General features: G+C 57.8%; 28 protein-coding genes. 6 read left to right on the plus strand and 22 right to left on the minus strand.

The genetic code is table 11. The features are described 5' to 3' along the window. Positions 1 to 202 precede the first annotated feature (202 nt). The 6 genes from cysK (at position 203) to ACQE3D_RS10565 (ending at position 7,256) form a co-directional block, all read left to right on the plus strand. Positions 203 to 1,180 carry a cysteine synthase A gene (cysK, locus tag ACQE3D_RS10540; protein ID WP_071160580.1) on the plus strand — a complete coding sequence of 326 codons (978 nt, stop codon included), beginning with the start codon at positions 203 to 205 and terminating at the stop codon, positions 1,178 to 1,180. Beyond that, positions 1,177 to 2,115: a serine O-acetyltransferase EpsC gene (gene epsC / locus ACQE3D_RS10545; RefSeq protein ID WP_313728015.1), complete on the plus strand. Its 939-nt coding sequence runs from the start codon at positions 1,177 to 1,179 to the stop codon at positions 2,113 to 2,115. Before cysK ends, epsC begins: the two co-directional genes overlap by 4 nt. A gap of 461 nt (positions 2,116 to 2,576) precedes the next feature. Beyond that, complete coding sequence (locus ACQE3D_RS10550) at positions 2,577 to 3,494, plus strand: family 2A encapsulin nanocompartment shell protein (RefSeq protein WP_313728014.1); 918 nt, start codon at positions 2,577 to 2,579, stop codon at positions 3,492 to 3,494. Beyond that, the gene (locus ACQE3D_RS10555) at positions 3,481 to 5,133 is read left to right on the plus strand and encodes a family 2A encapsulin nanocompartment cargo protein cysteine desulfurase (RefSeq protein WP_313728013.1); all 1,653 of its coding nucleotides are present in this window, start codon (positions 3,481 to 3,483) and stop codon (positions 5,131 to 5,133) included. The genes ACQE3D_RS10550 and ACQE3D_RS10555 overlap by 14 nt, the downstream gene beginning before the upstream one ends. A gap of 432 nt (positions 5,134 to 5,565) precedes the next feature. Next, positions 5,566 to 6,132: a BON domain-containing protein gene (locus ACQE3D_RS10560; RefSeq protein WP_168030669.1), complete on the plus strand. Its 567-nt coding sequence runs from the start codon at positions 5,566 to 5,568 to the stop codon at positions 6,130 to 6,132. Beyond that, on the plus strand, positions 6,132 to 7,256 hold the full coding sequence (locus tag ACQE3D_RS10565; RefSeq protein WP_313728011.1) for a DUF1207 domain-containing protein: 1,125 nt from the start codon (positions 6,132 to 6,134) through the stop codon (positions 7,254 to 7,256). Before ACQE3D_RS10560 ends, ACQE3D_RS10565 begins: the two co-directional genes overlap by 1 nt. A gap of 198 nt (positions 7,257 to 7,454) precedes the next feature. Here the strand turns inward: ACQE3D_RS10565 and ACQE3D_RS10570 are convergent, their stop codons facing one another. The 22 genes from ACQE3D_RS10570 to ACQE3D_RS10675 form a co-directional block, all read right to left on the minus strand. After that, a complete protein-coding gene (locus ACQE3D_RS10570) occupies positions 7,455 to 7,898 on the minus strand; it encodes a DUF2383 domain-containing protein (RefSeq protein WP_313728010.1) in 444 nt (147 codons plus the stop codon). 141 nt (positions 7,899 to 8,039) lie between these two features. After that, positions 8,040 to 8,852 carry a Crp/Fnr family transcriptional regulator gene (locus ACQE3D_RS10575; RefSeq protein ID WP_313728009.1) on the minus strand — a complete coding sequence of 271 codons (813 nt, stop codon included), beginning with the start codon at positions 8,850 to 8,852 and terminating at the stop codon, positions 8,040 to 8,042. Between the two features lie 154 nt (positions 8,853 to 9,006). Beyond that, complete coding sequence (locus ACQE3D_RS10580) at positions 9,007 to 9,195, minus strand: hypothetical protein (RefSeq protein WP_168030675.1); 189 nt, start codon at positions 9,193 to 9,195, stop codon at positions 9,007 to 9,009. A 233-nt stretch (positions 9,196 to 9,428) separates the two neighbouring features. After that, positions 9,429 to 10,793 (minus strand): glutathione-disulfide reductase, encoded by a 1,365-nt coding sequence (gene gorA / locus ACQE3D_RS10585; protein WP_313728008.1) that lies wholly within the window; start codon positions 10,791 to 10,793, stop codon positions 9,429 to 9,431. A 15-nt stretch (positions 10,794 to 10,808) separates the two neighbouring features. Then, the gene (locus tag ACQE3D_RS10590) at positions 10,809 to 11,234 is read right to left on the minus strand and encodes a redoxin family protein (RefSeq protein ID WP_409521085.1); all 426 of its coding nucleotides are present in this window, start codon (positions 11,232 to 11,234) and stop codon (positions 10,809 to 10,811) included. Between the two features lie 129 nt (positions 11,235 to 11,363). After that, positions 11,364 to 12,131, minus strand: a complete 768-nt coding sequence (locus ACQE3D_RS10595) for a DNA adenine methylase (RefSeq protein ID WP_313728007.1) — start codon at positions 12,129 to 12,131, stop codon at positions 11,364 to 11,366. After that, positions 12,082 to 12,285, minus strand: a complete 204-nt coding sequence (locus ACQE3D_RS10600; protein WP_409521084.1) for a Com family DNA-binding transcriptional regulator — start codon at positions 12,283 to 12,285, stop codon at positions 12,082 to 12,084. Before ACQE3D_RS10600 ends, ACQE3D_RS10595 begins: the two co-directional genes overlap by 50 nt. A 128-nt stretch (positions 12,286 to 12,413) precedes the next feature. Further along, positions 12,414 to 12,929, minus strand: a complete 516-nt coding sequence (locus ACQE3D_RS10605) for a hypothetical protein (protein WP_313728006.1) — start codon at positions 12,927 to 12,929, stop codon at positions 12,414 to 12,416. After that, a complete protein-coding gene (locus ACQE3D_RS10610; RefSeq protein ID WP_313728005.1) occupies positions 12,926 to 13,420 on the minus strand; it encodes a gp53-like domain-containing protein in 495 nt (164 codons plus the stop codon). The genes ACQE3D_RS10605 and ACQE3D_RS10610 overlap by 4 nt, the downstream gene beginning before the upstream one ends. Next, positions 13,407 to 13,988: a hypothetical protein gene (locus ACQE3D_RS10615; protein ID WP_313728004.1), complete on the minus strand. Its 582-nt coding sequence runs from the start codon at positions 13,986 to 13,988 to the stop codon at positions 13,407 to 13,409. Before ACQE3D_RS10615 ends, ACQE3D_RS10610 begins: the two co-directional genes overlap by 14 nt. Continuing rightward, on the minus strand, positions 13,985 to 15,031 hold the full coding sequence (locus ACQE3D_RS10620) for a baseplate J/gp47 family protein (RefSeq protein ID WP_313728003.1): 1,047 nt from the start codon (positions 15,029 to 15,031) through the stop codon (positions 13,985 to 13,987). The genes ACQE3D_RS10615 and ACQE3D_RS10620 overlap by 4 nt, the downstream gene beginning before the upstream one ends. Next, positions 15,028 to 15,426 (minus strand): phage GP46 family protein, encoded by a 399-nt coding sequence (locus ACQE3D_RS10625; RefSeq protein ID WP_313728002.1) that lies wholly within the window; start codon positions 15,424 to 15,426, stop codon positions 15,028 to 15,030. The genes ACQE3D_RS10620 and ACQE3D_RS10625 overlap by 4 nt, the downstream gene beginning before the upstream one ends. A gap of 6 nt (positions 15,427 to 15,432) precedes the next feature. Beyond that, the gene (locus ACQE3D_RS10630; protein WP_313728001.1) at positions 15,433 to 15,897 is read right to left on the minus strand and encodes a phage baseplate assembly protein domain-containing protein; all 465 of its coding nucleotides are present in this window, start codon (positions 15,895 to 15,897) and stop codon (positions 15,433 to 15,435) included. Beyond that, the gene (locus tag ACQE3D_RS10635; protein WP_313728000.1) at positions 15,878 to 16,930 is read right to left on the minus strand and encodes a phage baseplate assembly protein; all 1,053 of its coding nucleotides are present in this window, start codon (positions 16,928 to 16,930) and stop codon (positions 15,878 to 15,880) included. The genes ACQE3D_RS10630 and ACQE3D_RS10635 overlap by 20 nt, the downstream gene beginning before the upstream one ends. Further along, positions 16,923 to 18,119, minus strand: a complete 1,197-nt coding sequence (locus tag ACQE3D_RS10640; RefSeq protein WP_313727999.1) for a DNA circularization N-terminal domain-containing protein — start codon at positions 18,117 to 18,119, stop codon at positions 16,923 to 16,925. Before ACQE3D_RS10640 ends, ACQE3D_RS10635 begins: the two co-directional genes overlap by 8 nt. Continuing rightward, positions 18,119 to 20,101: a phage tail tape measure protein gene (locus ACQE3D_RS10645; protein ID WP_313727998.1), complete on the minus strand. Its 1,983-nt coding sequence runs from the start codon at positions 20,099 to 20,101 to the stop codon at positions 18,119 to 18,121. The genes ACQE3D_RS10640 and ACQE3D_RS10645 overlap by 1 nt, the downstream gene beginning before the upstream one ends. A 287-nt stretch (positions 20,102 to 20,388) precedes the next feature. Further along, positions 20,389 to 20,799 carry a phage tail assembly protein gene (locus tag ACQE3D_RS10650; RefSeq protein WP_313727997.1) on the minus strand — a complete coding sequence of 137 codons (411 nt, stop codon included), beginning with the start codon at positions 20,797 to 20,799 and terminating at the stop codon, positions 20,389 to 20,391. 10 nt (positions 20,800 to 20,809) lie between these two features. Beyond that, complete coding sequence (locus tag ACQE3D_RS10655) at positions 20,810 to 21,049, minus strand: hypothetical protein (protein WP_313727996.1); 240 nt, start codon at positions 21,047 to 21,049, stop codon at positions 20,810 to 20,812. Positions 21,050 to 21,056: 7 nt separating this feature from the next. Continuing rightward, a complete protein-coding gene (locus tag ACQE3D_RS10660) occupies positions 21,057 to 22,577 on the minus strand; it encodes a hypothetical protein (protein WP_313727995.1) in 1,521 nt (506 codons plus the stop codon). 9 nt (positions 22,578 to 22,586) lie between these two features. Further along, a complete protein-coding gene (locus tag ACQE3D_RS10665; protein ID WP_313727994.1) occupies positions 22,587 to 22,949 on the minus strand; it encodes a phage tail tube protein in 363 nt (120 codons plus the stop codon). 20 nt (positions 22,950 to 22,969) lie between these two features. Further along, on the minus strand, positions 22,970 to 24,430 hold the full coding sequence (locus ACQE3D_RS10670) for a hypothetical protein (RefSeq protein ID WP_313727992.1): 1,461 nt from the start codon (positions 24,428 to 24,430) through the stop codon (positions 22,970 to 22,972). Continuing rightward, positions 24,427 to 24,915, minus strand: a complete 489-nt coding sequence (locus ACQE3D_RS10675) for a phage tail terminator protein (RefSeq protein ID WP_313727991.1) — start codon at positions 24,913 to 24,915, stop codon at positions 24,427 to 24,429. The genes ACQE3D_RS10670 and ACQE3D_RS10675 overlap by 4 nt, the downstream gene beginning before the upstream one ends.

The following is a 24,915-nucleotide window of genomic DNA, read 5'->3' on the forward strand; positions in this document are numbered from 1 at the left end:
GCCCTTGTTCATGCCAAAATTAGAACATATCATCGAAATATTAGATAAGCGACGGTTTTTATTAGCAATTTTTCTTGACAATCTGTCGCCTGCAGCCTTAAGTTAACCGGCAAGTCACGTTACGCTGACCGGACCGCCGGAAGCCAGTGCGTCCCGCACGGGGCCGCTGGCTTTTTTGTATCTAAATTTCAAGGATTTAAACATGGCACATTGGTATCCCGACAACTCGCAGTCCATCGGCAACACGCCCCTGGTGCGTTTGAACCGCATCGCCGACGGCGCGCCGGTAACTTTGCTGGCTAAGGTGGAAGGGCGCAACCCGGCTTATTCGGTAAAATGCCGGATCGGCGCGGCGATGATTAACGACGCTCAGCGCCGCGGCGTTTTGGGACCCGGTAAGGAAATCATCGAACCGACCAGCGGTAATACCGGTATCGCGCTGGCCTTCGTCGCGGCGGCGCGCGGCATTCCGTTGACGTTGACAATGCCGGAAACCATGAGTTTGGAACGCCGCAAATTGCTGGTGGCCTACGGCGCCAAACTGATTTTGACCGAAGGCGCCAAAGGCATGAAAGGCGCGATCGCCAAGGCCGAAGAAATCGCCGCGTCCGAACCCGAACGTTATGTGCTGTTGCAACAGTTTAAAAACCCCGCCAATCCCGAAATCCACGAACTGACCACCGGCCCGGAAATCTGGAACGACAGCGACGGCGCGATCGATATTTTCGTGTCGGGGGTCGGCACCGGCGGCACGATTACCGGCGTGTCGCGCTACATCAAGTTAAAGCAAGGCAAGCCCATTCATACCGTGGCCGTCGAACCCGAGGCCAGTCCCATTCTGACGCAGTTCCGCGCCGGGCAGGAATTGCAACCGGCACCGCACAAAATCCAGGGTATAGGCGCCGGTTTCGTGCCGGACGTTCTGGACTTATCGTTGGTGGATCAGATCGAACTGGTCAGCAACGACGACGCTATCGACTATGCGCGCCGCTTGGCCAGAGAAGAGGGCATCCTGGCCGGCATTTCCTGCGGGGCGGCGGTGGCGGCGGCGGTCAGAGTCGCCAAACAGCCGGAAAACGTCGGCAAGACCATTGTCGTGGTATTGCCGGATTCTGGCGAGCGCTACCTGAGTTCGGCACTGTTCGAAGGCTTGTTCGACGCCCAGGGCTCGGCGCTATGAACGAAGCGGCGTTGGCGATTGCCTCTCCCTTTTGGGGAATAGATGATCTGGTCGCGGAACTGCGGGCAATACGTTTGCATTCGCTCAAGGAACGCCATCGCCGGGAACATCCGCCCAAATTGCCGGCCCGCAAGGTGTTGGCGCAAATCGTCGAGCAATTGGGGGCGGTCTTGTTCCCCAACCGTCTCGGCCGCCCGGATCTGACCGACGAAGGCATCGATTATTTCGTCGGTCAGACCCTGGACAGTCTGCTACGGGATTTAAGCCGGCAGATTGCGTTGGAACTGCAATTCGTCGCCGAGCAAAACGGCGAAACCATCGACGTCTGGCGGCGGGCAAGCGAGCTGACCCGTGAGTTTGCGGCCAAACTGCCCGGCGTCCGACTGTTGATCGACAGCGACATCCGCGCCGCCTACGAAGGCGATCCGGCGGCCCGTTGTCCCGACGAAGTGCTGGCCTGTTATCCCGGCATCACCGCCGTGATACACCATCGGGTGGCCCACCTGTTATACGGCTTGGGCTTGCCGCTGGTGGCGCGCATCGTCAGCGAGATCGCGCATTCTGCCACCGGCATCGATATTCATCCCGGCGCGCGAATCGCCGACAGTTTTTTTATCGATCACGGTACCGGCGTCGTGATTGGCGAAACCGCGATCATCGGTCGGCGCGTGCGCTTGTACCAGGCCGTCACGTTGGGCGCCAAGCGCTTTGCCAAGGACGAAAACGGCCTATTGGTCAAGGGTAACGCCCGCCATCCTATCGTCGAGGACGATGTGGTGATTTACGCCGGCGCGACCATTTTGGGGCGAATCACCATAGGCCGGGGTTCGACGATAGGCGGGAATGTCTGGTTGACGCACAGCGTTCCGCCGGGCAGTCAGGTCAGTCAGGCGCAAGTCCGTAGCGAAATGTACGAATCCGGCGCCGGGATTTGAATGAATACGTGCAATGCCTTGAAATTTCAGTGAAATATTTTGACCTTGTCCCGGTCTAGGTCGGGGAGTTGTCAGAACGGCCGATACGCCAACCAAACTTTCTTCGAAAAATATCATACAGCCCGATGTCGTAGAACGCGGAGTAGGCGCGGCTAAAAAATAAGTGATTAGTAACAATGGCTTAGATGAGATTTTTTGTTGCCGAATTGCCGCTGGAATCGAGGTATACGATATTTTTAGATATTCATATCGCGAATAGACATAAGTAAGTTTCGCCATGGACCTGCCAGTATTGACAGGTTTAGTCTGCTATCGGTATCTTGAACTTAAGTCAATCGCTGACCGGACCGCCGGAAGCCAATGCGCTCGTCAGAGCCATTGGCTTTTTTTATGCCTATCGGAAACCCGGTCCAAGCGATAGGCGTTCTCCAAGCCATCAACCAGAACAGTAAGGAAAACCTATGTCGGACATTCATCAAGCCCATACCGCGTTAGGCGACGTCGCCGCGCGCACTTTATCCAACGCGACTAAAACCGTGCCGATGATGGGCACGATCACGCCGCGTTGGCTGGTTCATCTGCTGCCTTGGATCCCGGTCGAAGCGGGTATTTACCGGGTCAACAAAGTCAAAAGCGAGACCAGCATCGCCGTCGATTGCTCGAGTCTGGACGAGAAGGTGCTGCCGCAAACCTTCGTCGATTACGAAGAATGGGGCCGCGAATACCGTCTGAATGCGGTGAACACCGTCTTGGACGTACATACCCGCGTCGCCGATTTATACAGCAGCCCGCACAACCAAATCCATGAGCAATTGAGGCTGACCATCGAAACGGTCAAGGAGCGTCAGGAAAGCGAGTTAATCAACAATACCGAATACGGTTTGCTGAATAACGTCGTCGAGTCGCAAAAAGTCAAGACCCGCAAAGGTTCGCCGACGCCGGACGACTTGGACGAACTGATCGCCAGGGTCTGGAAGGAGCCGGCATTTTTTCTGGCCCACCCGCGCGCGATTGCCGCCTTCGGCCGCGAAGCCACCCGCCGCGGCACGCCGCCGCCGACCTTGTCCTTGTTCGGTTCGCAATTCATCACTTGGCGCGGATTGCCTTTGATCCCGACCGACAAGCTGAAAATCGTCAACGGCAAAACCAACATACTACTGCTGCGCACCGGTGAAAGCCGGCAAGGCGTGGTCGGTTTGTATCAACCGAACCTGACCGACGAACTTAGCATGGGACTGTCGGTGCGTTTCATGGGCATCAACCACAAGGCGATCGCGTCGTATCTGGTCTCGTTGTATTGCTCGCTGGCGATACTGACCGACGACGCGATCGGCGTACTCGAAAACGTCGAAGTGGACAATTACTATGACTACGCCTAATCCGGATCTGGCCGGGCTCGCTCAACAAGCGTTGAACGGCGGTACGGTGCCGGCTGGTTTGCCGGACACCGCCGAATTAAGCCGCTTGGCCAACCTGTACTACAGCGATATGCCGACCGGCGATGGTCAAGCCATCGACAACGTACCGGCCTCGGCGGCGAGTTCGGTGCCTTATCACGCGGTGCCTAACGGTTTCGCGAATCGGCCGGGTATCGATAACAGTGCCGTCGCCGGTCTGGCCGGACCGAGTGCCGGTTTGCCGGGCTTGTCGGGTTTGCAACGCTTGGTGGACACCAGTAGTCGGCCGCCAGCCGGGCCAGGTGCCGGTGCCGGTAGTGCGGCGTTTTATTTTCTCAATGAACTGTCCAGTCTAGCCAGCGCCGCGCAAATCCCCGGCCTGGTTTCGGCTCATCCGCCGTTCGACGTGAACGCGGTACGCCGCGACTTTCCGATTCTGGAGGAGCGGGTCAACGGCTATCCGTTGGCCTGGTTGGACAACGCCGCGACGACCCAAAAACCGCAGTGCGTCATCGATCGGATATCCGAGTTTTATCGCCATGAGAACTCCAATATCCACCGGGCCGCCCACGAACTGGCGGCGCGCGCCACCGACGCCTACGAAGGCGCGCGCGCTACCGTGGCGGGGTTCATTAAGGCGTCGTCGGCTGACGATATCGTGTTCGTGCGCGGTGCTACCGAGGCGATCAATTTGGTCGCGCAAAGTTGGGGTCGGCAATTTATCGGCGAAGGCGATGAGATTGTCATCAGTTGGCTGGAACACCACGCCAACATCGTGCCTTGGCAGCAGTTGTGCCGGGAAACCGGGGCGCTCTTGCGGGTGATTCCGGTCGACGACGACGGTCAGGTGATTCTGGCCGAGTACCAAAAACTGCTGAATGCCAAAACCAAGCTGGTATCGTTCACCCAGGTTTCCAATGCCTTGGGCACCGTGACGCCGGCGGCGGAGATGATAGCGCTGGCTCACCAGGCCGGCGCCAAGGTGTTGTTGGACGGCGCCCAATCGGTGTCGCATTTGCGGGTGGATGTGCAAAGCCTGGATTGCGATTGGCTGGTGTTTTCCGGACACAAGATTTTCGGCCCGACCGGTATCGGCGTGTTGTACGGCAAGCCGGAACTGCTGGCAATCACCCAGCCTTGGCAAGGCGGCGGTAACATGATCGAAGACGTTACGTTCGAGAAAACCGTGTATCAACCGGCGCCTGCCAAATTCGAAGCCGGCACCGGGAATATCGCCGATGCGGTGGGCTTGGGGGCGGCGTTGGAGTATCTGAGTCGGATCGGCATCGAAAACGTCGCCCGCTACGAGCACGAGTTATTGGAATACGGCATGCACATTTTGCGCGGGATTCCCGGTGTGCGTTTGATCGGCACCGCGCCCGACAAAACCAGTGTGCTGTCCTTCGTGATGGCCGGGCACTCCACTCAGGATGTCGGTAAGGCACTGAACGACGCCGGCATCGCGGTCCGCTCCGGCCATCATTGCGCGCAGCCCATCCTGCGTCGCTTTGGCTTGGAAGCCACGGTACGACCGTCGCTGGCGTTTTACAACACCTATGACGAAATCGACCGCTTGGCGGCCGTCCTGAAAAAGCTGCAATGCGCCAAGCGTAGTTTTTAGGGTTCGAACCCGCGAACCCGGCTGCTTCGGCCGGCGTTTGCGTTGTTTGGTTTTCTCCCCGGACTTGGGGCGTTGGAATGGTCATTCCAGCGTTCCCAAGCAACGCCTGTGTGTGATTCCGACCGATCTCAAACCGGTCGGGGCGGTCGAATCCGTTCCGATTTCGCCTTTCCAAGCTCGCCAGGATTCGGCGTTCACCGGGGTGTTTCCGGTTAAGCCAGTCCGGTTCGCGCCAGGCCATGCGCTGGTGCAGCTCGCATTGTTCCGTCCCTATGTTCGTCAACGAACAGACCTCGCCCTCTTGCCTGCCTAGAATCCGAAGCTGTTTCCATCCCTCGATGTGTCGACCGGATGCGAAGTGTCCATCACGCGCCCAAGAGCTCAATAGGCTTTCCAGGTCGCCCGTCACTCGGCTTCTTTTCAGGAACCCATATGAACATTCTATTCAAAGACTCCAATCGGCCCTGGTTCAATCGTTTATTGACCACGGTTTGTTTGTCCGCCGTTGCCGGACTCAGCGCATGCCAGCCGGAAGGGCAGGCGGAAAAGACCGGGCAAAAAATCGATAAGGCGGTGGAAAACGTCGGTCAAAAGATGGAACAAGGCGCGGACAAAGCCGGCGCCTACATCGAGAAATCCGCGCAATCGTCCGAGGATGCGCTGGATAAAGCCAGCAAGCAAATCGATCAAGCCATCAGCAATTCTGAAAAACGCATCGACTCCGCCAAGGAGGCGGTAGTGGACAGCGCTAAAGCCGGCGGCGTCTATCTGGACGACTCGGCCATCACCGCGAAGATCAAGGCCGCGCTGATGAGCGACGAATTACTGAAAGACGCGCGCATCGAAGTGACGACCGTCAACGGCGGCGTGACCTTGAGCGGCGTTTTGGATAACGAGAAGATGGTCGGTAGAGCGATCGGCTTGGCCAATAGCCAGGAACACGTCAAATCGGTGCAAAGTCAACTGGCGGTGACTGCCGGCGAACTCGGTAAGCCATGATGTTGACGCGTAGATTGGTTACATTCACGGGCTGTTGGCTGCTGACCGCGCCATTCGCCAACGCCACGAACGCCGACGACGCTTATATCGCCGGATATGCCGCCGCTGAGTTGAAGTACAAACTACAGCTCGAACCGCCGGCCCTGCCGGTAAAAGACGGGGTTATCACCTTGCCGGCCGCCGGAATGTCGGGCGCGGATCGCGCCCGGGCCGCAAAGGCACTCGCGGAGATTCCGGGCGTCAGCGCCGTCAAAATCGCCGAAACCAGCGAAGTAGATTCCAAAGAGGCAGCCGCGCTGGCCGCGGGTTCAACGACGTCGACGACAGCCGAGAGCTTGGTGTTGCCGACAGGACTGCTACCGACCGGACATTTATTTAAAGGCTTATTAGCCGACCCGCGCTGGGCGCATTTCTCCGCGGCGTACCGTAATTACCAAACCAATAATTTCGACGGCCGGGATATCGCCTCGGTCAGTTTCGGCGAAACCATTCCGTTTTATCGCGCCAACATCGGTAATTCCACGGCGCAATGGGAAGCCGGCTTGCAGGCCGGCGTGTTCAGTGACTTCAATCTGGATGCCTCGTCGTCCGATTTGGTGAATACCGATTTTATCGCCTCGATTTACTCCAGCGCGCGCGCCGGGCAGTTTTCCGCGTTCGGCCGGTTGTACCACCAGAGTTCGCATCTGGGTGATGAATTTTTGCTGCGCAAGGTCAACACTACCTTCGAACGGGTTAACCTGAGTTACGAAGGCGTGGACTTAAAACTGTCCTATGAGCTGCCCTACGGCGTGCGGATCTACGGCGGCGGCGGCGGTTTGTTCCATAGAGAGCCTTCCGAGCTAAAAAAATGGTCCGCGCAATACGGTATCGAGTTTAGAAGTCCGTGGCGACTGGATTTTGCGTCGATGCGCCCGATCATCGCCGCCGACATCAAGAACTACGATCAAAACAACTGGAGTGCCGATATTTCCGCCAGAGCCGGTGTTGAATTCGATAATTCCAAGGTCTTGGGGCGGAAGCTGCAAATATTGGTCGAATATTTCAACGGCTATTCGCCCAGCGGCCAGTTTTATAAAGACAAGGTGGAGTATTTCGGCCTGGGCGCGCATTATCATTTCTAATGCGCTCGGCCAAGACGTTTCGGCTTGGAGGCGGGCGGAAGAAACTATCGCGAGGGCCGGGGCACGCCGCCTTGGGACATTAAGCGCGGATACTCGTGCCGGTTGCGGACGAATAAACACTCGATACTGACCTAGTGACCCCGTAAGAGCATGATGACCGAATCCAGGCCAGGCATTCATGCTCTTGTAACGTTAGAATTAAGCCATCGCCGCTTCCAATAGACTGTCCAAGGCGCGCATATACCGTTGTTGAGCGGGCAATAGACTGTTTGCTATCAGGACGCGAATATCGGGGTGTAGACCATGATCCTGCAAGGCTTTTTCGTAGTCTTCCGTGCCGGTTAATTCGCCTTCGCGCAACACCTTTAGCACAGCTTGCTTACCTAACAAAGTAGCGCAAGCCATGATTATTTTCGCCCAAGCTCCCCACGGCCCCGAGTCTTGGGTTGGCGTGCCGCCGAGTTGTTTGATTTTCCCCCGCAGACTGCAAGCTGCAGCTTTATGTTCTTGAAAAGTCAACATTAAAAAATCGAATTCCCCCAGCGCGGTGTCCTTGCGGAATCTATCCAGGGCTTGTTGATAGGTTTCCAGCGCGGACAATTCATTCTGTAACAAACGATTGATGGATTGAATATCAGACATAACGAGACTCCCAGTCGATGGATGTCGGCGTGGCTAACGCCATCGCCGATCAGTTGATAGTGCCGCTACATTTAATAACAAAACGGTCTCGAAGTCGGTACGCTGCCACACAGCCCGCATTCAGTCGACTCAAGTCGGGCTTTATTCAAAAACGAGGTCGTGCACCGGGCGTTTCGTCGCTTTGGCGGAAGCAATCGGCGGCAATCCGCGCGAAGCGGGTTTATTCACGAAAGCGGGTATTAACCTGGTGAATTCGGCGTTTATCACGTCGTAGCATTCGCAGACTTGTTCCTCCAGGCCGGCTCGACTTAATACCACGAGACGGCCTCTACTGTAATTTATCAAGCCTTTTTGTTGTAATTTCCCGGCGGCATCGGTGATGCTTTCTCGACGAACACCGAGCATGTTGGCGATATGGTCGTGGGTCGCCAACATCTCGTTCGATGCCTGTCTATCAAGAGTCAGAAGCAGCCAACGGCAGAGTTGCTGGTGTATTGAATGATGCCGGTTACAGGCCGCCGCCTGGTTTATCTGGGTCATCAGCGCCTGCGTGTAACGCAGTAGCAAATGCAATAGCGAATTATCGTTAAGCGTCCCACCCGCGGATGCTATTTCTTCGATAAATCGTTGGCGCCGCAGTCTATACCCATAACCGGCGGTGCTAACGACGGCTTGGTGAGGCATGGTTCGACCGCCCATTAATAGGCTAAGGCCAACAAAGCCTTCGTTGCCAATGATGGCAAGCTCGCTGGACGCGCCGTCCGCAATCACGTAAATCTTGGAAACGACACATGTCGTGGGAAAGTAGGCGTAACGCAACTCGCTGCCCGACTCGTAAATGACTTGACCGGCAGGCATTTGAATCGGCTCCAGATCTGTCGCCAATCGTTGGTAAGTCTGTGCCGGAAGCGCCCCCAGCAAGAGATTGATTCGCTGCGAATTGAGTGTGGTCACGCGGTGTCTCCATGGTTTCGAATAAGGTCCACGGTCTGCAGAAACGCGGTTAGGCTATGCTTGAAGGCGCAAACAGCCTGTGCGCCGATCACCAGTCCGGCTCACCCCGGCGGAGTTAAATTCGCGATCAGCATGCCGGCTTGATGAATGTTGCTTAGTAGCCGGGCTGCTTAGGACCTTTTCTAATTTTCTCCCTAAAATTACCTAGTCCGGCTTCCAGTTTGCCGGTTTTTCTATGTGGATTACGTTCAAGTTCTGTGTCGTCATCCGCTAAATAGTTGGCGGTATGTTCGAGTTCAACGTCCGTTTGACGGACGCGAGCGGTTAGTTTGTCTTTGTTCATCTGGACTCCGATCAGTTGGAATTGGTATCAAAGCGCTTAGCGCCGGAATCCGGCGCTGAATCAAACCTTACAAATAATCGGAATTTCTATCCGTTCGGTAGCGAACATAGCTTATTCGTTAGCCAGCGGGGCTGCGTGTCGTGATTATTTACCGGTCGTAGCGCTCGTCCAAATGGCGCGTTTCCGCCGAAATGACCGGAACCACCGGTACATTGAAGCCGTAGTGTTCGGCGTTAGCCAGAGATTGGGTCGGCGAGCGTCCGCAGGTTGACGAACTCTTCGGCGGAAGTTGGGTGCACGCCGATAGTCGAGTCGAAAATAGCCTTGGTCGCGCCGGCACGCAGCGCAATAGCCATGCCTTGGATAATTTCCGGCGCATCGGCGCCTATCATGTGCAGGCCGACTACTCTGTCCGTCACGGGTTCCACGATCATTTTCATCAGGGTGTTTTCGTCCTTACCCGACAGCGTATTTTTGATGGGTGTGAACTCGGTTTTATAAATCGCAATGTCAGAATACTTTTGCCGTGCTTGCGCTTCGGTTAAGCCGACGCTGGCGATATTGGGTTGGGAAAATACCGCAGTGGGGATGTTGTTGTAATCCACCGGGCGGGCGTCCTTGAAATACAAACTATTCACCAGTGCCTCGCCTTCGGCAATCGCGACCGGCGTCAGATTGATCCGATCGGTGACATCTCCTAGCGCATAGACAGACGGCAGATTGGTTTGATAGTCACCATTGACGATGATTGCGCCGTTGGTATCCAGTGCCACGCCAAGTTCTTCCAAGCCGAAACCCGCCGAATTCGGCGTTCTGCCGGTGGCGTACAGCACCAGATCGGTCGTCATGACGTTGCCGTCCAGCAAGCTGACGGCAAAGGCATCGCCATCCTCGGCAATCGCATGCACATCGCTATTCAACAGAATCTTGACGCCTTGCCGCGGCATGGCCGCCCCCAGAAAGTCGCGAATATCCTCGTCAAACCCTTCCAGCAGCTTTTCGGCGCGCTGGCAAACGGTGGTGTCCACCCCCAGGCCGTTCAGAATACTGGCAAATTCGACCGCGATGTAACCGCCGCCCACGATCACGATGCGTTTGGGCAATTTTTTCAGGGAGAACAGTTCGTTCGAGGTAGCGATATGCTGCTTACCGGGAATATCGGGGACAAACGGCCAACCGCCGGTGGCGATCAAGATGCGTTTGGCCGTGCATTGCGTGCCGGCGACCGCGATCGTATGCGCATCGAGCAATTGGGCCTTACCGTTGAAGATAGTCACTCGGGATTGTTGCAAGTGGCTTTGATAAACCGCATGCAAGCGCTCGATTTCGCGGTTTTTGTTGGCGATCAGGCTGGGCCAGTCGAAGGCGGCATTGTTCAGTGTCCAACCGTAACCGGTGGCGGCGGCGAAGTCGTCTTTAAATTGCGAGGCGTAGACCAACAGTTTTTTCGGTACGCAACCCAGGTTGACGCAGGTGCCGCCAAGGTCGCGGACTTCCGCGATCGCCACGCGCGCGCCCCGGTTGGCCGCGGTATTGGCGGCTCGAACACCGCCGGAGCCGGCGCCCACGACGAACAAGTCGTAATCGTAGTCAATCATCCGAGCTCTCGGTACTCATCGAACCGGCCCGTGGGCGCGTTGCCGTTCTGTTAGGTAAGCCAGCATGGTATCCGCGTCGCTTACGGTAAAAGGATCGTCCGGGCAATTATCGATTTGATCCGGTTCGCTGAAGACTTTCAGAATCTTTTTATCGTCGACCAGCATGGAATAGCGCCAGGAGCGGTAGCCAAAACCCACATTGTGCTTTTTGACCAACATGCCGACTGCTTCGGTAAATTCGCCGTTGCCGTCCGGCAGCATTTTCACGTTGACGATGTTTAGATGCAAACCCCATTGGTACATCACGAAGGCATCGTTGACGCTCAGGCAATACACTTCATCAATGCCTTGCGCCAGCAGTTCCCGGTATTTTGCTTCAAAGCCAGGCAAGTGCCGGTTCGAACAGGTCGGTGTAAACGCGCCCGGTAGCGCCAATACCACGATTTTTTTGCCTTTAAAAAGATCGTCGCTGGAGACGTCTTAGTAAAGCGCGTTTGAATTCCGGACAAAGCGGAGTTGGATTTCGGACAGTGAATTAACGCCCATTTACCTTGAAAGCCGGACAACGAATTAATCGGACCAATTCCGAATAATTAATTCCCTAGCCGCCTTGCGCCGGGCGCCGCCGCCGACGGTGTAATTGATGTCGACCACGTCGATCTGCAAACCAGCAAAAGCCGTTCGCATTTCCGGAATATCATTCACCGATATCACCATCTTGCCTTTAATAGACTTCGCCAACGCCGCCATCAAATCGTATTGTTCCAACCCGAACTTCACGCCGTAACCTTCGGTGCCCCAATACGGAGGGTCGAGATAAAACAGCGTGTGCGGACGATCGTATCGCTTGATGCATTCATCCCACGCCAGGTGTTCGATAAAAACACGCGATAAGCGTAAGTGCGCCGCCGACAACTCCTCTTCGATGCGCAACAAATTCAGCCTCGGCTTACCGGTGGTCGCTGTACCAAAGGTCTGATCGGACACCTTAGCGCCGAACGCCAGCTTTTGCAGGTAGTAAAACCGAGCGGCCCGCTGGATATCGGTCAACGTCTCGATCGGCGTGTCGCGCAACCAGGCGTATATCTGCCGGCTGATCAATGCCCATTTAAACTGCCGTACAAACTCCTCCAAATGGTGTTTGACGACCCGGTAAAGGTTCACCAAATCGCCGTTGACGTCGTTCAGCACTTCCGTTTCGGCCTGTTGTTTCATGAAAAACAAAGCGGCGCCACCAGCGAAGGGCTCAACGTAGCAGCCATGGTCGGGAAACAACGGCAGGATATGTTTAGCCAAGCGGCGCTTGCCGCCCACCCAAGGCACAATTGGTTTTGCCATCATAGACCTCTTGGTCGGGCGCTCTCGGCGCGCAGGTAAGAGGCTCGAAGGCCTTCAAATTCAGCGTCCCGCAACGGGGACATTTAATAGCCAACCGAACAAACTCGGCCTCGGCCAATTTTCGGCCACATTGGCCGCAACGTACAATTTCCATAAATCGCCACTTTGCACTAGGCTTGTCACGCTGTGTACACGGCACGGTGACCAGGCCTGAAGCAGCTCATCCTGCGGACGGCGGCCTGGCGTGATGCTCCAACATCCGTCAGGTCGCACCGTTTTTTTTTACCACACGATCAGATCAAGCTCCGCTTGCGAAACGGACTCAGGCAATGCAATCACCTGCGCGCGCAACGCCGCTCGATGCTGATACAGCGATTGATAATGCCCGCCTAGCGCCACAATCATCGTCAGAACGGTCGATAGCGCGACGTCGGCATGCACGGCATTGTGATAATCGACGACTACCGGCAATGCCGTCTCTCCGGCCAATATCGCCAAATCGTAGGCCGATTTAAGCCTTTGAACATCGCCGATATCGCACTGCATCACCCAGCCGTTGGTTGTATACCCCGACGCCACAGCATCGGCAAACGCTCGATTGATTTCGCTGACCTTGGCAGAGCGGCGATCAATCGCCGCATCGATTACGACAAGCGCGCCGTCGACACAATCCACTACTTGCCCAGGCTGTCTATCCAACACGCGGCGCGCATCCGCATCCGATACGTCGATAGCATCATCTGGATATGGCCCTTGCACATAAAACACACCAACCGATGGCGAATAGCGCATCATCATCTCCCGATCGCAAAATAAAAGCAGGTCTCGACGCCGGAACTGCCCGAGTTCTCGATGACCCCGTGCGCCAAATCGACCGTGTATGCCGACAACGGATTGTTTTTTGAGTCACCGGGATATGTAGAGCGTGCCCACAACGCTCCAACCCCAAACACCTGGTTTGGGAACGCAACGTTAAACGGGAAATTAGTAGACCCGAAGCCTCCACACGTCACATATCCCCACTGCACCATTGCACCGGATAGCCACAGCGGCAGCCGGACAAAACCATTAGTCGTCATTGACGCTTGAAACCCGCCAGTTAATACCGAGAGCAGCTGATTATTAGAAAACTTATTCAGCACAGTCCCCGTCGATTCGATGAAATTGCAAATTTCTTCTTGGATCGCATTAAGCCAGTCAGCCGTCACCTCCGTCGGCGGCCGGCTAGTTGGAGCGTCTTCCGTCACGAACATGTGCCCCACATGCCCAGCGCCATCAATCCTGTGCATAATTCACCTCTCCACCGCTGCCGGTGATGTCTTCAAACCACAAATACACATGCGCCTGCTTAAACTCGCGCAGCGCCCTAAAAATCGCTTCCGGGTCAACCACGGAACGGTAATAGCGCACCCGCAGTATGTACCGTCCCCGATGCCCCCAGCACCGATCCCCGACGCGACTACCCACCCGCATCGGCTTGGTCGCCAAATGATCGACTTGCACCAACTCCACCGGAAATGTCGCCGCCGGTCCCGCCGCGCTCCACAGCCGGTCACCCACACGGCTGCCGACCGCAAACATCTTGCGCGGCATCGTTTCGCTGACACCGGCGACCGCATCCGCAGCCACCCGCCGATATTCGCTGATATGCCAACTGCTCACCGCCGGCCGATGCAGCTCAATCGCCGCGTCCAGCACCGCCTGAGTCGCCGCTTCCACGCGCGCCAACTCGGCGCCGGTGGCCGTCAATAGATCACGCCCAAATCCGCCCGCCGGCCATTGCCAGGCAATACCGGGCGGCAACAACGCCGACTGCGCGGCGGCGAACTCGGCGGGCGTATGCGTCTTAACGATCACAGCCAGGTCACCGGTTGCAGCACAAACACTTCGCCGGCCGCGATCGCCAGATCGGCCGTCGGCGCGATGCGGGTATATTGCGTCGTCACCGTCGCGATCGCGGCGTCGATTTCAGCCAGTGCCAGCAACGACGACTCGCTAACCTCGGCCAGCACCAGCGCCGTCAGCGCCGCCGTAATCGCGGTGCGGTTATCGGTGGTGTCGTAACCGGGCAGCAAATCGATCGACACGTTGACAGGCCGCACCAGCGGCGCGGTCACGCTCCAATCGGCAGTCGCCGGGGCAATATCAGTCAAATAAGCGGCCACCGCGTTAATCACCGCTGTGGTCGGCAAACGATTGACCAGCGCGTTACAGATCGGCCGCACAATCACCGTGCCCAAACCCAGCGCTTGCGGTTGTACCAGCGTCGTCGTCACCGACGGATGGGCGGTTCGCGCCCAAAACCGATAATCGTCCGGCTTGCCGGATCGTGCGCCGCGCGTCACCATCGTGCGCCACTCGTCGGCCACCCGCGCCCGCCAATCTTCCAGCGATTCTTGTTCGGCTCCGCCGGTCAGGCCGCCGGTCGCCACGGTCAGCGTGCTATTCACGCCTGGCACCGGATCGATCAGTGTCAGGGTCCGTCCGGCGATCAGATTACCGGCGCTGCCGGCGGTCTGGCAGCGGATCGAAACAGCCGTGGCGCCGGCACCCAATTCGACAGCCGCCACCACGATGTAATCCAGGCCGTTTTGACCGCGCATTTCCACGTCCGCCAGCAAGTCGGTACCGGCGGTGCCGGTCGCCAGCGCATTGCCGGCCGCCGACGTGGCATCCAACCTATCCACGCCGTACAGCGCGGCCCAATCGTACAGCCGCTCAAGCTCGCAGGTCAGCGGCGAACATTGATCGAGTATCCAGGACAAATAGCCGTGCTGGCCGTGAGTCGCTCGCGCCCACATCGCCGCTAGCGGAAGGCGCAACACCGCCGGCACAGCGGCCAGATCGGTATCGATGCGCGACGCTAATTCAGCGTAGGTAGGGCGGACGTAGTCGGTCACAGCGGCACACTCATATTAAAGGTGCGACCATTATGCGAACCGGCGATCAGCAGAAAAACTCCGGAAACGTTTCCGGCGCCGGCCGGGTCTTCCGTGACCGTGACATCGGTCAAACCGTGATCGATCAGCGATTGCTTGACCATCCACAACGCCTCACGGCGGGCAGCATCGCCCAGCCCCTGGCGCCGCAAATACCATAGCCCGGTGCCAACGGCTGGATCGGCCCACCAGCCGCGTCGCTCGTAACGATCCGGCACGCGGCGATCGGGCGCCTCGGCGTCGGTAAACAATGCCGTAAATACCAGAGTTTCCAGCGCGGCGTGCTCGTCAACCAGCACCGGATCGTCAAACGCCAGATCGAATACGCCGTTATCGACTTGAATCAGTTTCAACATGTTGCCTCATACCGGATTACCGGTTTGACCGCCGCCGTTTTGGACGTTGCCGTGTTTGTGCGTTTTCAACGAGATCCCGTCCGCAATCACGTCGCCGCCGGAAACCGTCACCTGCGGCGCGTTATGGATAGTCAAATCATGCCCACCACCGTCGATCGCAATGCCGTTGCGACCCAACTTGACGATGTGGCCAATGTCGTCATGCAACGCCACCTCGCCCGCTTGCAGCTCCAATTGATAGCGCTTATCGCCCACGATCAGCGCCACGCCATAACTGCGATCGCCGGCCGGGAAGGCCAAATACACCTGGGCGCCGGGCTTTGGCCGATAACTGAAGCCATAAGGCTCGACCCTGGCCAGATTACCCAGCACCTCACTATCCAGCACCCGCGCTTGCACCTTGTCGGCGCCGACCAGCGTCGCCACGCCTTGGGCGAACAGTAGCTGCAGCCTATTCCAAATCTGTTGCATAAATGATCTTCTCGTCTTTGGCTTTGGCTTTGGCTTTATGTTTCGCGCCTTTCTTAGATTTGACCGGTGCATCTTCACCGATAAACGCCTCGCGCTTCATGACCGTTAACAGGGTCATGCTGCCGTGCTGGTCGTCCAACGTGAATGCGCGATCGCCGATCAAATACACGCTGTCGATGTCGCGCATGGGAATAATCACCCGCACCTGGGTATTGATGTCCCACACCCCGCCGGCATGCGTCCATCCGTACACCTCCAGATCGATGCGATGAGCGCGGGCCAGGCGGCGGTTGCGTTCCAGCGTGGCCCGCCGGTCGCAACCGCCTAGACCTTGACCGGTCTTGTCGGCTAGGATATGCAATGGGCGGAAATAGTTAATGCCGCTGTCTTTTACCGCGCCTTTCAACGCCTGATCAGTGGCGTAGTCGTAGCCTTTAACCAGATAATCGGAAAAGCGCAGCTTGTGCTCGTTAACCACATCAAACGACTCGATATGCTCGCCATACACCAGCGTCGCGACCGGTGCAGCATCGGTCGGCTTGGTGAGAATCACACCGCCGTCCGGCGTGGGGTATAACAGCAAATTGGCGGCGCGGGCGGCATTGATTAGGGCATTGGACGGCGACTCGCATTGCATCGCAAAATCGGGCACTACGGCGGTGTCGGCATCGATCTTCACAGGCACGTTAAACGTGCTGCAAAGCTGCTTTACAATCTCGCCGAGTTTTAATCCGGATAAGGTTTTCGAATACTGGCAATCAATCAACTCGCGACCCAACGAACGCGCATCAATGGTAATACCGTGGCTGGTGGCGTCGACATGTTCACGGTCGATATCAGAGCGTATCGTCGCCACCACGGTTTCGCCGATTAACACCTCGATCTTAGTATTGGCATCTATGCCCAACGGTTCGCCGCTGCCGGGCCGCGTCACCGCCAGATTCACGGTCGCCGCCAGATCGTCCACCGACGCGGCAATGTGTACTTGCTGCCAGTAGGCATAGCGCCGGCCGTTAAAGCGAATCTCAACCATCAACCCGCCCCTGCACAAACAGCGGATGTCGCACGGCGTTGCGGGCGATCAACACGGCTTCGTCTACCTGCATCCGATGCGCCAGCAAAGTGGACGGCAGCGCATGGACAATCGATCGCGACTGCAACGGCCGCAAGTCTTGCGCTAGCACCGCCGCCACCAGCGCGGTCCGCGCCGTGACCGCCGCTTGAAATACCGCATCCGGCAGCGTCGGCAACAGCGCGTCGTACACCGCATCAATCGCCGACACGCTGGCGGCCCGATCGGCCTCAGTCGCGTAATCGGTCAGCGCCAGTTGCATCGCCGCCGCCAAACACAGCCGGCTGCGCAGCGCGCCGTCGGCCGCTAAGTTGGCCCGTACCACCGGATCGGTCGCGGCAACGCCGCTAACCGGTTCCCCGGCCGTCAATACCGGGCCAATGCCGGTATAGCCGGCCGTTGCCGCCAGCGTAGTCACCCGCGCAATCACGCGCGGCCTGGCCACCGCCGCCAAACCGGCCCGATCGGCGCCGAAGCCGATCGCATCGGTCAGTCCCCGCAGCGCACCGGCATAGCGGCCGGGCAGGCTCATCAATGCGCCGGCTTCGGTTTTGATACTGCCGACCAAGCCCTGGATCTGCGAAGACCAGGTCAACGGCAACGAGGCAAAGCCGATCACCTGGCGCACCAACTCCAGCTTGCCTTGCACCGCCGCGACAAAGGCGGACAGGCCGCCGGAACTCATCGCCGCCAGATCGAAATCGGCTACGGCCGCATCGGCAAAGCCGTCGATGCCGGCGCCGGCCACATCGACCAAGTCGGCGCTAGCCTCCGGCGGCTGCTCGCCGCCCGGCACAAACTCGATTTGCAGGGTGGCAAAGCCGTTTTCCTGGTTGCGCTCGGAGCGCGACCACGACAAGGCCCGCACCCACAACCGGCCCAGCCAGGGATGCACCAGCCAATCCGCGCCCGGCGTGTTCAACGTCTCGATCAGTTGAGCGACTTCGAGGTCATAGCGATCGGCCAGAAAATACGCATTGACTTGCCAGCGGCCGGCTTTGCCGCCCAGGTCTTCGACCAGCGGCTCCTCGGCGCCGGGGAATTCGTGTACCGCCAAACGTCGGCCGCCGTTGGCGGTATGCGCGTCGGTCAAAAACACCTGGTCGCGGAATTGCGCGGGCTCCCAGCGGTCGCGGTAGGTCTCGGCCATCAGCGCGGCGCTCCGTCGAAGATATTGCCGGTATTGCCCTTGGTCGTCACGCTGACGCCGTCGGATTTCGTTTTTTGTTTGACCATGAAGCCCGGCGCCGTGGATTCGATGGTGAGATGGACTTCGGATTTCTGTGGCGCGACAGACGATGGCTTAATCATATAGTCGTAGATGGCGGTGCCCAACGTCGCATCGGACCGGCCCGATCCCCATTGCACCAATTTATCGATGCCCGGCTTGATCAATTGATCACCAACCGCGTAGCCAACACCACCAGCCGCCCCGACTCCCAATGCCGAGGCGCCAAACGCCGCGGCGCGCATCGCATACCGACCGATCGCGCCGCCGGACTTGCCGCCCAACGCCAACGCCGAAATCCCGGCCGCCGTACCCAAGGCAATAATCGGCGGCGTGGCGCCAACCACGGCAGCACTGAGATCCGGATACTTTTGCGAGAGGTCGACGAAGATGTCGGCGGCTTTGCTGATGGTCGGGATCAGCCGCTCCATCGCTTCTTTCTGGCGTATCGCCATTTCCTGCTCGGCATTGCGCAGTGCCGCCGCGCCGGTGCCGGCCATGGTTTGGTAATTGAGATCGTTGGCGCCAACCTCGGTGTTATTGCGGCTGATAAAGCCACCGACGCGCTCGGTCAGCGCCGTATTGCGCATGCCGAACAGCGCGCCGCGCGCTTGCATATCCTGGAAGAATCGGCCGATGATGCCGCCTTCGGCGAGCTGCGATATCGACTCGATGGCCGCTTGTTGATCTGCCTTATTGCCGGCTGATTGCAGCTTGGCCAGCGCCGACTTCATTTGCGGATCGCGCATCGATAGTTTGTCGATTAGATTCAGCCACGCGTCGACCGCATCAATCCCTTTCAGCCGTTGATCGATTAGGAACTTATTCAAATCACCGCCGCCGGCTTTGTCGAAATCCTTCGCCGTATCGCTGGATGACAACTTAGTCAGCAAATTAAGCACGTTATTGCCGGCCGTCGAAGTATCGCCGGCCGTCATGATCGCCGCTTGATTCATCGTCAGGATTTTTTGCAAGCCCGGCAGCCCGACCAAACCGGCGGTTTTGCCGACGGCTAACTGGCCGGGCAGCGCCCGCGCCATGTCCTTGATCTCGAAACCGCCGGCCTGTCCAGACGCGGTGACCATGTTCAGCGCACGTTTCAGTTCGCCCTCATTGCCGGCGATGCCTTGGCCGACCAACGCGCTGACCAAATCGGCGATATCTAACGGATTAGCGCCCGATCCATAAGCGGTACGCATCACTGTCGGTAAAAATGACATGGCTTTATCGGCGCTACCCAACGCATCCTTAGAAGCCAGCTTTTCCAGCGCATCCAGCGCTTGTTCGCGCGTTCCGCCACCGCCTCGCTTCAAATCAACCGATTTATTAATGGCGGCCTCAAGCTCCTTCGTGCCCGCCAATCGACCTGTCACGTCGCGCTCACGAAACGCCGTATTCGCCAAGCTTGCCAATCGCTCGTCCATAGACATCGCATTCATCACCGGCGACTTCAGCGCATAACCCGCCGCCACGCCGGCGCCCACCGCCACACCGGTTCTAATCCGACCCTGAGCAGTCTCGAAATCCTTCGCGGCCTTGGCGGCTTTCTGTTGCTCGGCCGTCAGCTTGCCCATTTCGTTGGTGAGCGTGGTGATCTTTTGGCGGGTCTTTTCGGCCGCGCGGGTCAATTCGTCCTGGCTGAGCTTACCGGACGATGCGAGACGCTTGTAAGCGGCTTCGGTCTGCTGGATTTCGCGTTGGATTTTTTGCTCCGAGCGCATGCCGAGCTGCTCGCGAGCCAGGGATAGCCGCTCGAACGAGGTGCGCTGGCGCGCATTGGATTGCACCGCCAGGTCTTCGGTTTTTTTGGTGATTTGCTCGACGCGCTTGGCGACTTTGTCGATGCCCGACACGGTACCGACGTCTTTAAACTTTAATCGCAGCTCGGCTTCGGCAGCGGGCATAAAAAAACTCCAGACACGGGATGTGACTGGAGTTTAAAGCGGTATAGCGGTGAGAGTTAGGCGGGAAATGTTTCCGGGGTATTACGCCCTCTCCGGATGGAGAGGGTTGGGGTGAGGAGAATTAAAACAAACGGCTTTTATCCCCTCATCCTAGCCTTCTCCCTGGGGGAGAAGGGACTATTCAAATTGCCGCCCGTCCATCGCTGCCGCCATTTTTGCCCACATGAACAATTCAGCAATCGGCATTTTTTTGGCCGCCGCTAACGGCTGATTGAGTACTTTAGCGACTAATCCACAGGCGATAATGATTCGAGCGACTTTTTTTCGGCGGCATCCTCGGCGGCGGGCGCCGGATCGCCATTGCCCATCAACACCCCAAGTATCTTCGCCACCTCGGCTTCCGCCGCGCCGGTTAAGCGGGACAACAGCTTGACCCGGTCGGCATTTGCATCGGTCGCGGCGGCGGCATCGGCTTCGAGCATATCGCTGACCAGCTGCTCAGCGCGGATGTAATCCGGCCCGCGCAGCCGCTTAATCAGCGCCTCGTCGGTGCCGGTCATCGATGCGATCAGCGCAATCCGCTGTGCCACGCCGCCGCGCGAATCAAAGCTTAAATAATCCTCGGCGGTGGTGTAGTCGCGGAAGTTCAGTTCGGCGATTTGAGTTTTCCCGACGGTAATCGGCGTTAATAATTTCATCGACGCCTCCTTAAAACTCAAATATTCCAGCGTCGATCAAATCCCAACCATCGACGTCCTCGAATAATAGTGAATAGCCGGCGATCTCGACTCTGTCTGAAAATACCCGAAAATCGCTAACCGCAACTCCGGCCGATTCAGATTTCAATTTTGCGGCAATGATGTCCGATGCGTGTTCAACAAGCGCGATTTGAATTGCAGCGATGATCGATTTGTGTCCATACGCCGAGAGCGGAATTTTTACTTGCATGATTCACCTATGCTGAGAGTTTAACGATCCGTGGATTTGCAATGCCGCATCGAATCACTTGCCCAATTTCGGCATATTGATCGATCAGCATCAAAATATGCGATGACGTGAAATTGTTCAGCACGCCGCCGGAATAAGCTGCCGCCGACTCTTGAAACCGTTGTTTATGCGTCATATGCATTTGTATCCGGCCGGGCAACGAAACCGTGGCCGGGGCATTCGAATTATTAATCGTATCCAGGTCGCAGTTGATCGATTTCGAATTCGCGGCATCGAATGTCCTGACCCGATATCGACAGGTCGATAACCCGGCCACCTTACCGGTCGTCAAATTCTCGACAAACATATCCAGCTCAAAGCCGTAGATATCGCCTGCCGCCATATTGAGCGCATCCGTGCCGGTCGCGGTCGGATTGAATAGCACCTGGAATTGCAGACTGGCCTGGCCTGTCGCTGTCACCAAACCCTCGCACACTTGCCAGCGCTTGCCATCCAGCGTGATGAGGTCGGCGTTCTGGCGCGTGCAATTGGTCGACGAGATGGCAACGTTGGTCGCGACGTTGCCCGTCGAGCCCGACAGCGCGTAATTCAAAAACAAACCGTTTGAAAATTTATTGTCGCCTTCAAACGCATAGGGCTTGCTTTCGCCGTAGAGCCGCCGCAGTAGCGCCAATTCGGGCAATGCCGTGGCATAACCGCCGTAGAACGTCGGATGCCGGCCGGCGCCCGCACCCGCTAACTCTTTAGCGCCCAGCCCTTCTATCCATGCACCTGTCGTATCCGCCGTGACGCCGATCGACTGTAAAAAATAGATGTTTTTAGCTTTGCCGACAGCATGCAGACCATCAATATAGGCTTGAGTATCGCGAATAAACCGAATCACGTAGCTACGTATCAAATCGCCGTTCGCATTAGCCGCGAACCCCGGCAAGCCTTCGCTAAACCCCTGTTCTGCATTAAAGAACACCGGTATGCCAACCGTCGCCTCCCAGTCGATGACGGCTTTACGGTTAGTCCATACCGCAGCATAGGTTGCATCGTCTATGACACCCGCGATCGAATTAATCCCCATCCGATCGATAATAAAATCCGGATTGAGCGCCACCGCATCCTGAAGGGTTTTAGTGGTCGCCGATCTCGCGCCGGCCTCATTGCTGATAAACGTCTCAAGCGTAATGCCGGACGTTCCGCAGTTAGCGACCTGCTTCAGTCCGGGATATAACGCCGGCAGCACTAGACGCTGCAACGCGCGATTGTATGTCGCCGTGCCCGATGCCGGCAACGGCGCATCGACTTTGTCAGCCGCAGTGACCAGATAGCCTTGTGTGTTGCCCGCTCGGCTGTCGCCCAACGTGACAAACGTCAACATGCGGCCAGCTTGGCGACTGACCAGCAAACCGCTCCGATTGCTATGCTCGATGCCGCCGATTGCCAGCCTGCCATCGCCGTACGCGGCGGGGCCACCCAATGCCAAAAAATCGGACTCAGTGTCAAACTCCCATTCCGCTCTGCGTGGTTTTCCGGACATATTCGCTCCTCAAATCCGCTCGGACGTGTTGCTCATAAACGTAATCTTGCTCTCGCCGTCGCCCCAGCCAGCCGGATCGCCGGATCGGAACGCGCCGGGCATCATGTAGGTCTCGCCGGCTTGCAGACGGATCGTGATCGTCTCATCGACCACCGCGTTGATTGCGTCCAGATCCACGCCGGCTTGCAAATTGATGTTCAGTTCGAGCACTGCCGGTTTGGATGTCGTCAGATAACCGCCGTCTTCCTGCAATCGGCCGGCCTTGTGTTCCCGCGACTCGCCGGCAGGCGTAAACGTGCCGGGCGGGCTAGCGAGCGGCAGCTTGCCGATGCTTGGCACGGAGACCGTGCGTAAATTCTTTAATGCAGCCATGACGACTCCTTTTTAGATGATTAAACGCGTTTAACGAATTGGGCACGGCCGGCCAGTATCTCGAACGGCACCAGAATGATGGGCTTGTCGAGATAGTTGAATCGACTGGGGTTGTCGGCATCTTGCTCGACGACCAAGGTGGTTTTGTAGGTGTCGTAGGCTTGCACCCAACCGTACTCGCGCATCAAAGTGTTTTGATACAAGCTGAGCAAGAAGGCCTTAACAGAATCTTCGGTGGTAATGCGCAGCCCCGGCCGATAGCCTTCGTTGTTTTTCGCCGCTGCCGTGCCGACAAAGGCTTTAATCGCGCCGCTCCGTTGCACGTAGCGGATGCGCTCCAGCGTCTCCGGCGTATTGATGTCCAAATACGCGTCGTCAGCCGAACCGTCCGGGCGGAACTGGTGCATGGTGATCAAGCGCTTGATATAACAGCTGCCGTCCTTACCGACTTCGATAATCGACATGCCTTTAAATAGCAGGCTATTGGCGGCGGTCCAGTCGTGATACGTCACGCCGATCATGCCGGGCAGCGGCGTACCCTCCAGCGATTCCACGGGGTTGTTGTAGACCTTGGGCGCGGCCGCTGCACAGACAATGGCCGCCGCTTCCCAGGTTGTCGTTGGGTTAAGTTCGAGTGACGGGTTACAAATATGCTCGTAGTTCTTGGTCTCACCAAACGCGGCCGCCGCCGCGTAATCGCCGCGATGGGCCGTAAATGCTCGGAATCCGGCCTGAACCGGCGGCTGGTAACGGCGCTGGCTTTCGGTGTGCCAGGCGGCCAGTGTCGCGGCATCGTTGATGCCGAGGGCGATGTAGCGATACCAGCGGTTAGTGCCCAACAGCGTCGCCAAGTTGCCCGGCGCCGGGTCGCCGGCACCGCCGGCCATCGCGGCCAAGGTCAGCGCCAAACCGGTCGGCTTGAGTTCGCCGTACAGATTCAAGCGCATATCAATGTTGTTGCCGCAGGTGCCCTTGTGCTTCGCGGTCAATGTCACCACGCTGGCCACGGCGGCCGCGGTCACCGGCAAATCGGGATCGGTAAACGCGGCGGCAATCGCGGTGGCGACTTGGGCCGTGGTCATCGTGCTGGTGACACCCACGGAGACCAAGCGGCCGCCTATATATAATGAGAGGGTGCCGTCGGCAGTCGCGGCAGCGGTCACGGTAATCGTGCCGGTCGCGGCCACGCCGGCGCCGTTGTCGCTGTAGGGCAGCATGTACAAATCCAAGGTTTCATCGATCGCTCGATAGCGCGCGGCCATTTGCGCCAGCATCGAGCCGGCGCCGGCCTTTTGCTGGGCGTCGTAGACCGAGCTGATGCGGGTAATCTCGCCGGCCACAGCGGAACCGGCGGCCAGCTTTTGGCCGACCAATAACACCGCCGGAATGTCGTCGCCCAGGCCGGCTTGGCTACCGTCAATTTCGATGTAGACGCCGGGGTAGCGCAGCGCTTGGGGGATGTAGTCGTAGCTGATCGTCATAATGCGGGTGCTCCGGTGTAGGCCAGCTCGCTATACGGGCCGGGGTCGAGTAAATAATTGGTAATCAGGGCGGAAAACTCGTAGCGATCGGCCCAGTAGATGTCTTCCTTGGTGTACTCCAGCACCTTGCCGCCTTTGAATCGGATCGGATACACATCCGGCTCGATCTCGAAGCCTTGCAGCTTTTCCCGCACCGCATGCCGATACGCCAACAACACGTCGTCTGTCTCGCCGGCGCGCTGGGTGCGGATGTTCTCGATCGCGACTATCGCGTCGAAGCCCAGCGTGATATTGGCGGCGCGGGCCTCGGCGTCCAGCTCATCGGACTTGTCGGCGGCCCGCACCAGCCACAGCGCCGGCAGCGGTAATCTGTCGGGATCGATCTGGGCGTACTCTGCGGCCAAACCGAAGTCGCGAAACCAGGCATGGGCGAAGGCGGCGGGCGCCGTCCGCAGGGTGTCGAGAACCGGCGTTAGCGAAATCAC

The organism is Methylomonas sp. MS20 (assembly GCF_050275925.1).
GTDB classification, from domain to species: Bacteria; Pseudomonadota; Gammaproteobacteria; order Methylococcales; family Methylomonadaceae; genus Methylomonas; species Methylomonas koyamae_A.

What these genes read in the sequence shown, in the direction of transcription:
- ACQE3D_RS10665 (WP_313727994.1), bottom strand. Translation starts at nt 22,949, where the DNA reads ATGGCTGCATTAAAGAATTTACGCACGGTCTCCGTGCCAAGCATCGGC.
- ACQE3D_RS10595 (WP_313728007.1), bottom strand. Translation starts at nt 12,131, where the DNA reads ATGGCAAAACCAATTGTGCCTTGGGTGGGCGGCAAGCGCCGCTTGGCT.
- ACQE3D_RS10560 (WP_168030669.1), top strand. Translation starts at nt 5,566, where the DNA reads ATGAACATTCTATTCAAAGACTCCAATCGGCCCTGGTTCAATCGTTTA.
- ACQE3D_RS10610 (WP_313728005.1), bottom strand. Translation starts at nt 13,420, where the DNA reads ATGCACAGGATTGATGGCGCTGGGCATGTGGGGCACATGTTCGTGACG.
- ACQE3D_RS10650 (WP_313727997.1), bottom strand. Translation starts at nt 20,799, where the DNA reads ATGAAATTATTAACGCCGATTACCGTCGGGAAAACTCAAATCGCCGAA.
- ACQE3D_RS10645 (WP_313727998.1), bottom strand. Translation starts at nt 20,101, where the DNA reads ATGCCCGCTGCCGAAGCCGAGCTGCGATTAAAGTTTAAAGACGTCGGT.
- gorA (WP_313728008.1), bottom strand. Translation starts at nt 10,793, where the DNA reads ATGATTGACTACGATTACGACTTGTTCGTCGTGGGCGCCGGCTCCGGC.
- ACQE3D_RS10570 (WP_313728010.1), bottom strand. Translation starts at nt 7,898, where the DNA reads ATGTCTGATATTCAATCCATCAATCGTTTGTTACAGAATGAATTGTCC.
- ACQE3D_RS10660 (WP_313727995.1), bottom strand. Translation starts at nt 22,577, where the DNA reads ATGTCCGGAAAACCACGCAGAGCGGAATGGGAGTTTGACACTGAGTCC.
- ACQE3D_RS10580 (WP_168030675.1), bottom strand. Translation starts at nt 9,195, where the DNA reads ATGAACAAAGACAAACTAACCGCTCGCGTCCGTCAAACGGACGTTGAA.
- ACQE3D_RS10625 (WP_313728002.1), bottom strand. Translation starts at nt 15,426, where the DNA reads ATGTTGAAACTGATTCAAGTCGATAACGGCGTATTCGATCTGGCGTTT.
- ACQE3D_RS10550 (WP_313728014.1), top strand. Translation starts at nt 2,577, where the DNA reads ATGTCGGACATTCATCAAGCCCATACCGCGTTAGGCGACGTCGCCGCG.
- ACQE3D_RS10630 (WP_313728001.1), bottom strand. Translation starts at nt 15,897, where the DNA reads ATGCAACAGATTTGGAATAGGCTGCAGCTACTGTTCGCCCAAGGCGTG.
- ACQE3D_RS10605 (WP_313728006.1), bottom strand. Translation starts at nt 12,929, where the DNA reads ATGATGATGCGCTATTCGCCATCGGTTGGTGTGTTTTATGTGCAAGGG.
- cysK (WP_071160580.1), top strand. Translation starts at nt 203, where the DNA reads ATGGCACATTGGTATCCCGACAACTCGCAGTCCATCGGCAACACGCCC.
- ACQE3D_RS10555 (WP_313728013.1), top strand. Translation starts at nt 3,481, where the DNA reads ATGACTACGCCTAATCCGGATCTGGCCGGGCTCGCTCAACAAGCGTTG.
- ACQE3D_RS10640 (WP_313727999.1), bottom strand. Translation starts at nt 18,119, where the DNA reads ATGGCCGAGACCTACCGCGACCGCTGGGAGCCCGCGCAATTCCGCGAC.
- ACQE3D_RS10655 (WP_313727996.1), bottom strand. Translation starts at nt 21,049, where the DNA reads ATGCAAGTAAAAATTCCGCTCTCGGCGTATGGACACAAATCGATCATC.
- epsC (WP_313728015.1), top strand. Translation starts at nt 1,177, where the DNA reads ATGAACGAAGCGGCGTTGGCGATTGCCTCTCCCTTTTGGGGAATAGAT.
- ACQE3D_RS10600 (WP_409521084.1), bottom strand. Translation starts at nt 12,285, where the DNA reads ATGGAAATTGTACGTTGCGGCCAATGTGGCCGAAAATTGGCCGAGGCC.
- ACQE3D_RS10565 (WP_313728011.1), top strand. Translation starts at nt 6,132, where the DNA reads ATGTTGACGCGTAGATTGGTTACATTCACGGGCTGTTGGCTGCTGACC.
- ACQE3D_RS10670 (WP_313727992.1), bottom strand. Translation starts at nt 24,430, where the DNA reads ATGACGATCAGCTACGACTACATCCCCCAAGCGCTGCGCTACCCCGGC.
- ACQE3D_RS10635 (WP_313728000.1), bottom strand. Translation starts at nt 16,930, where the DNA reads ATGGTTGAGATTCGCTTTAACGGCCGGCGCTATGCCTACTGGCAGCAA.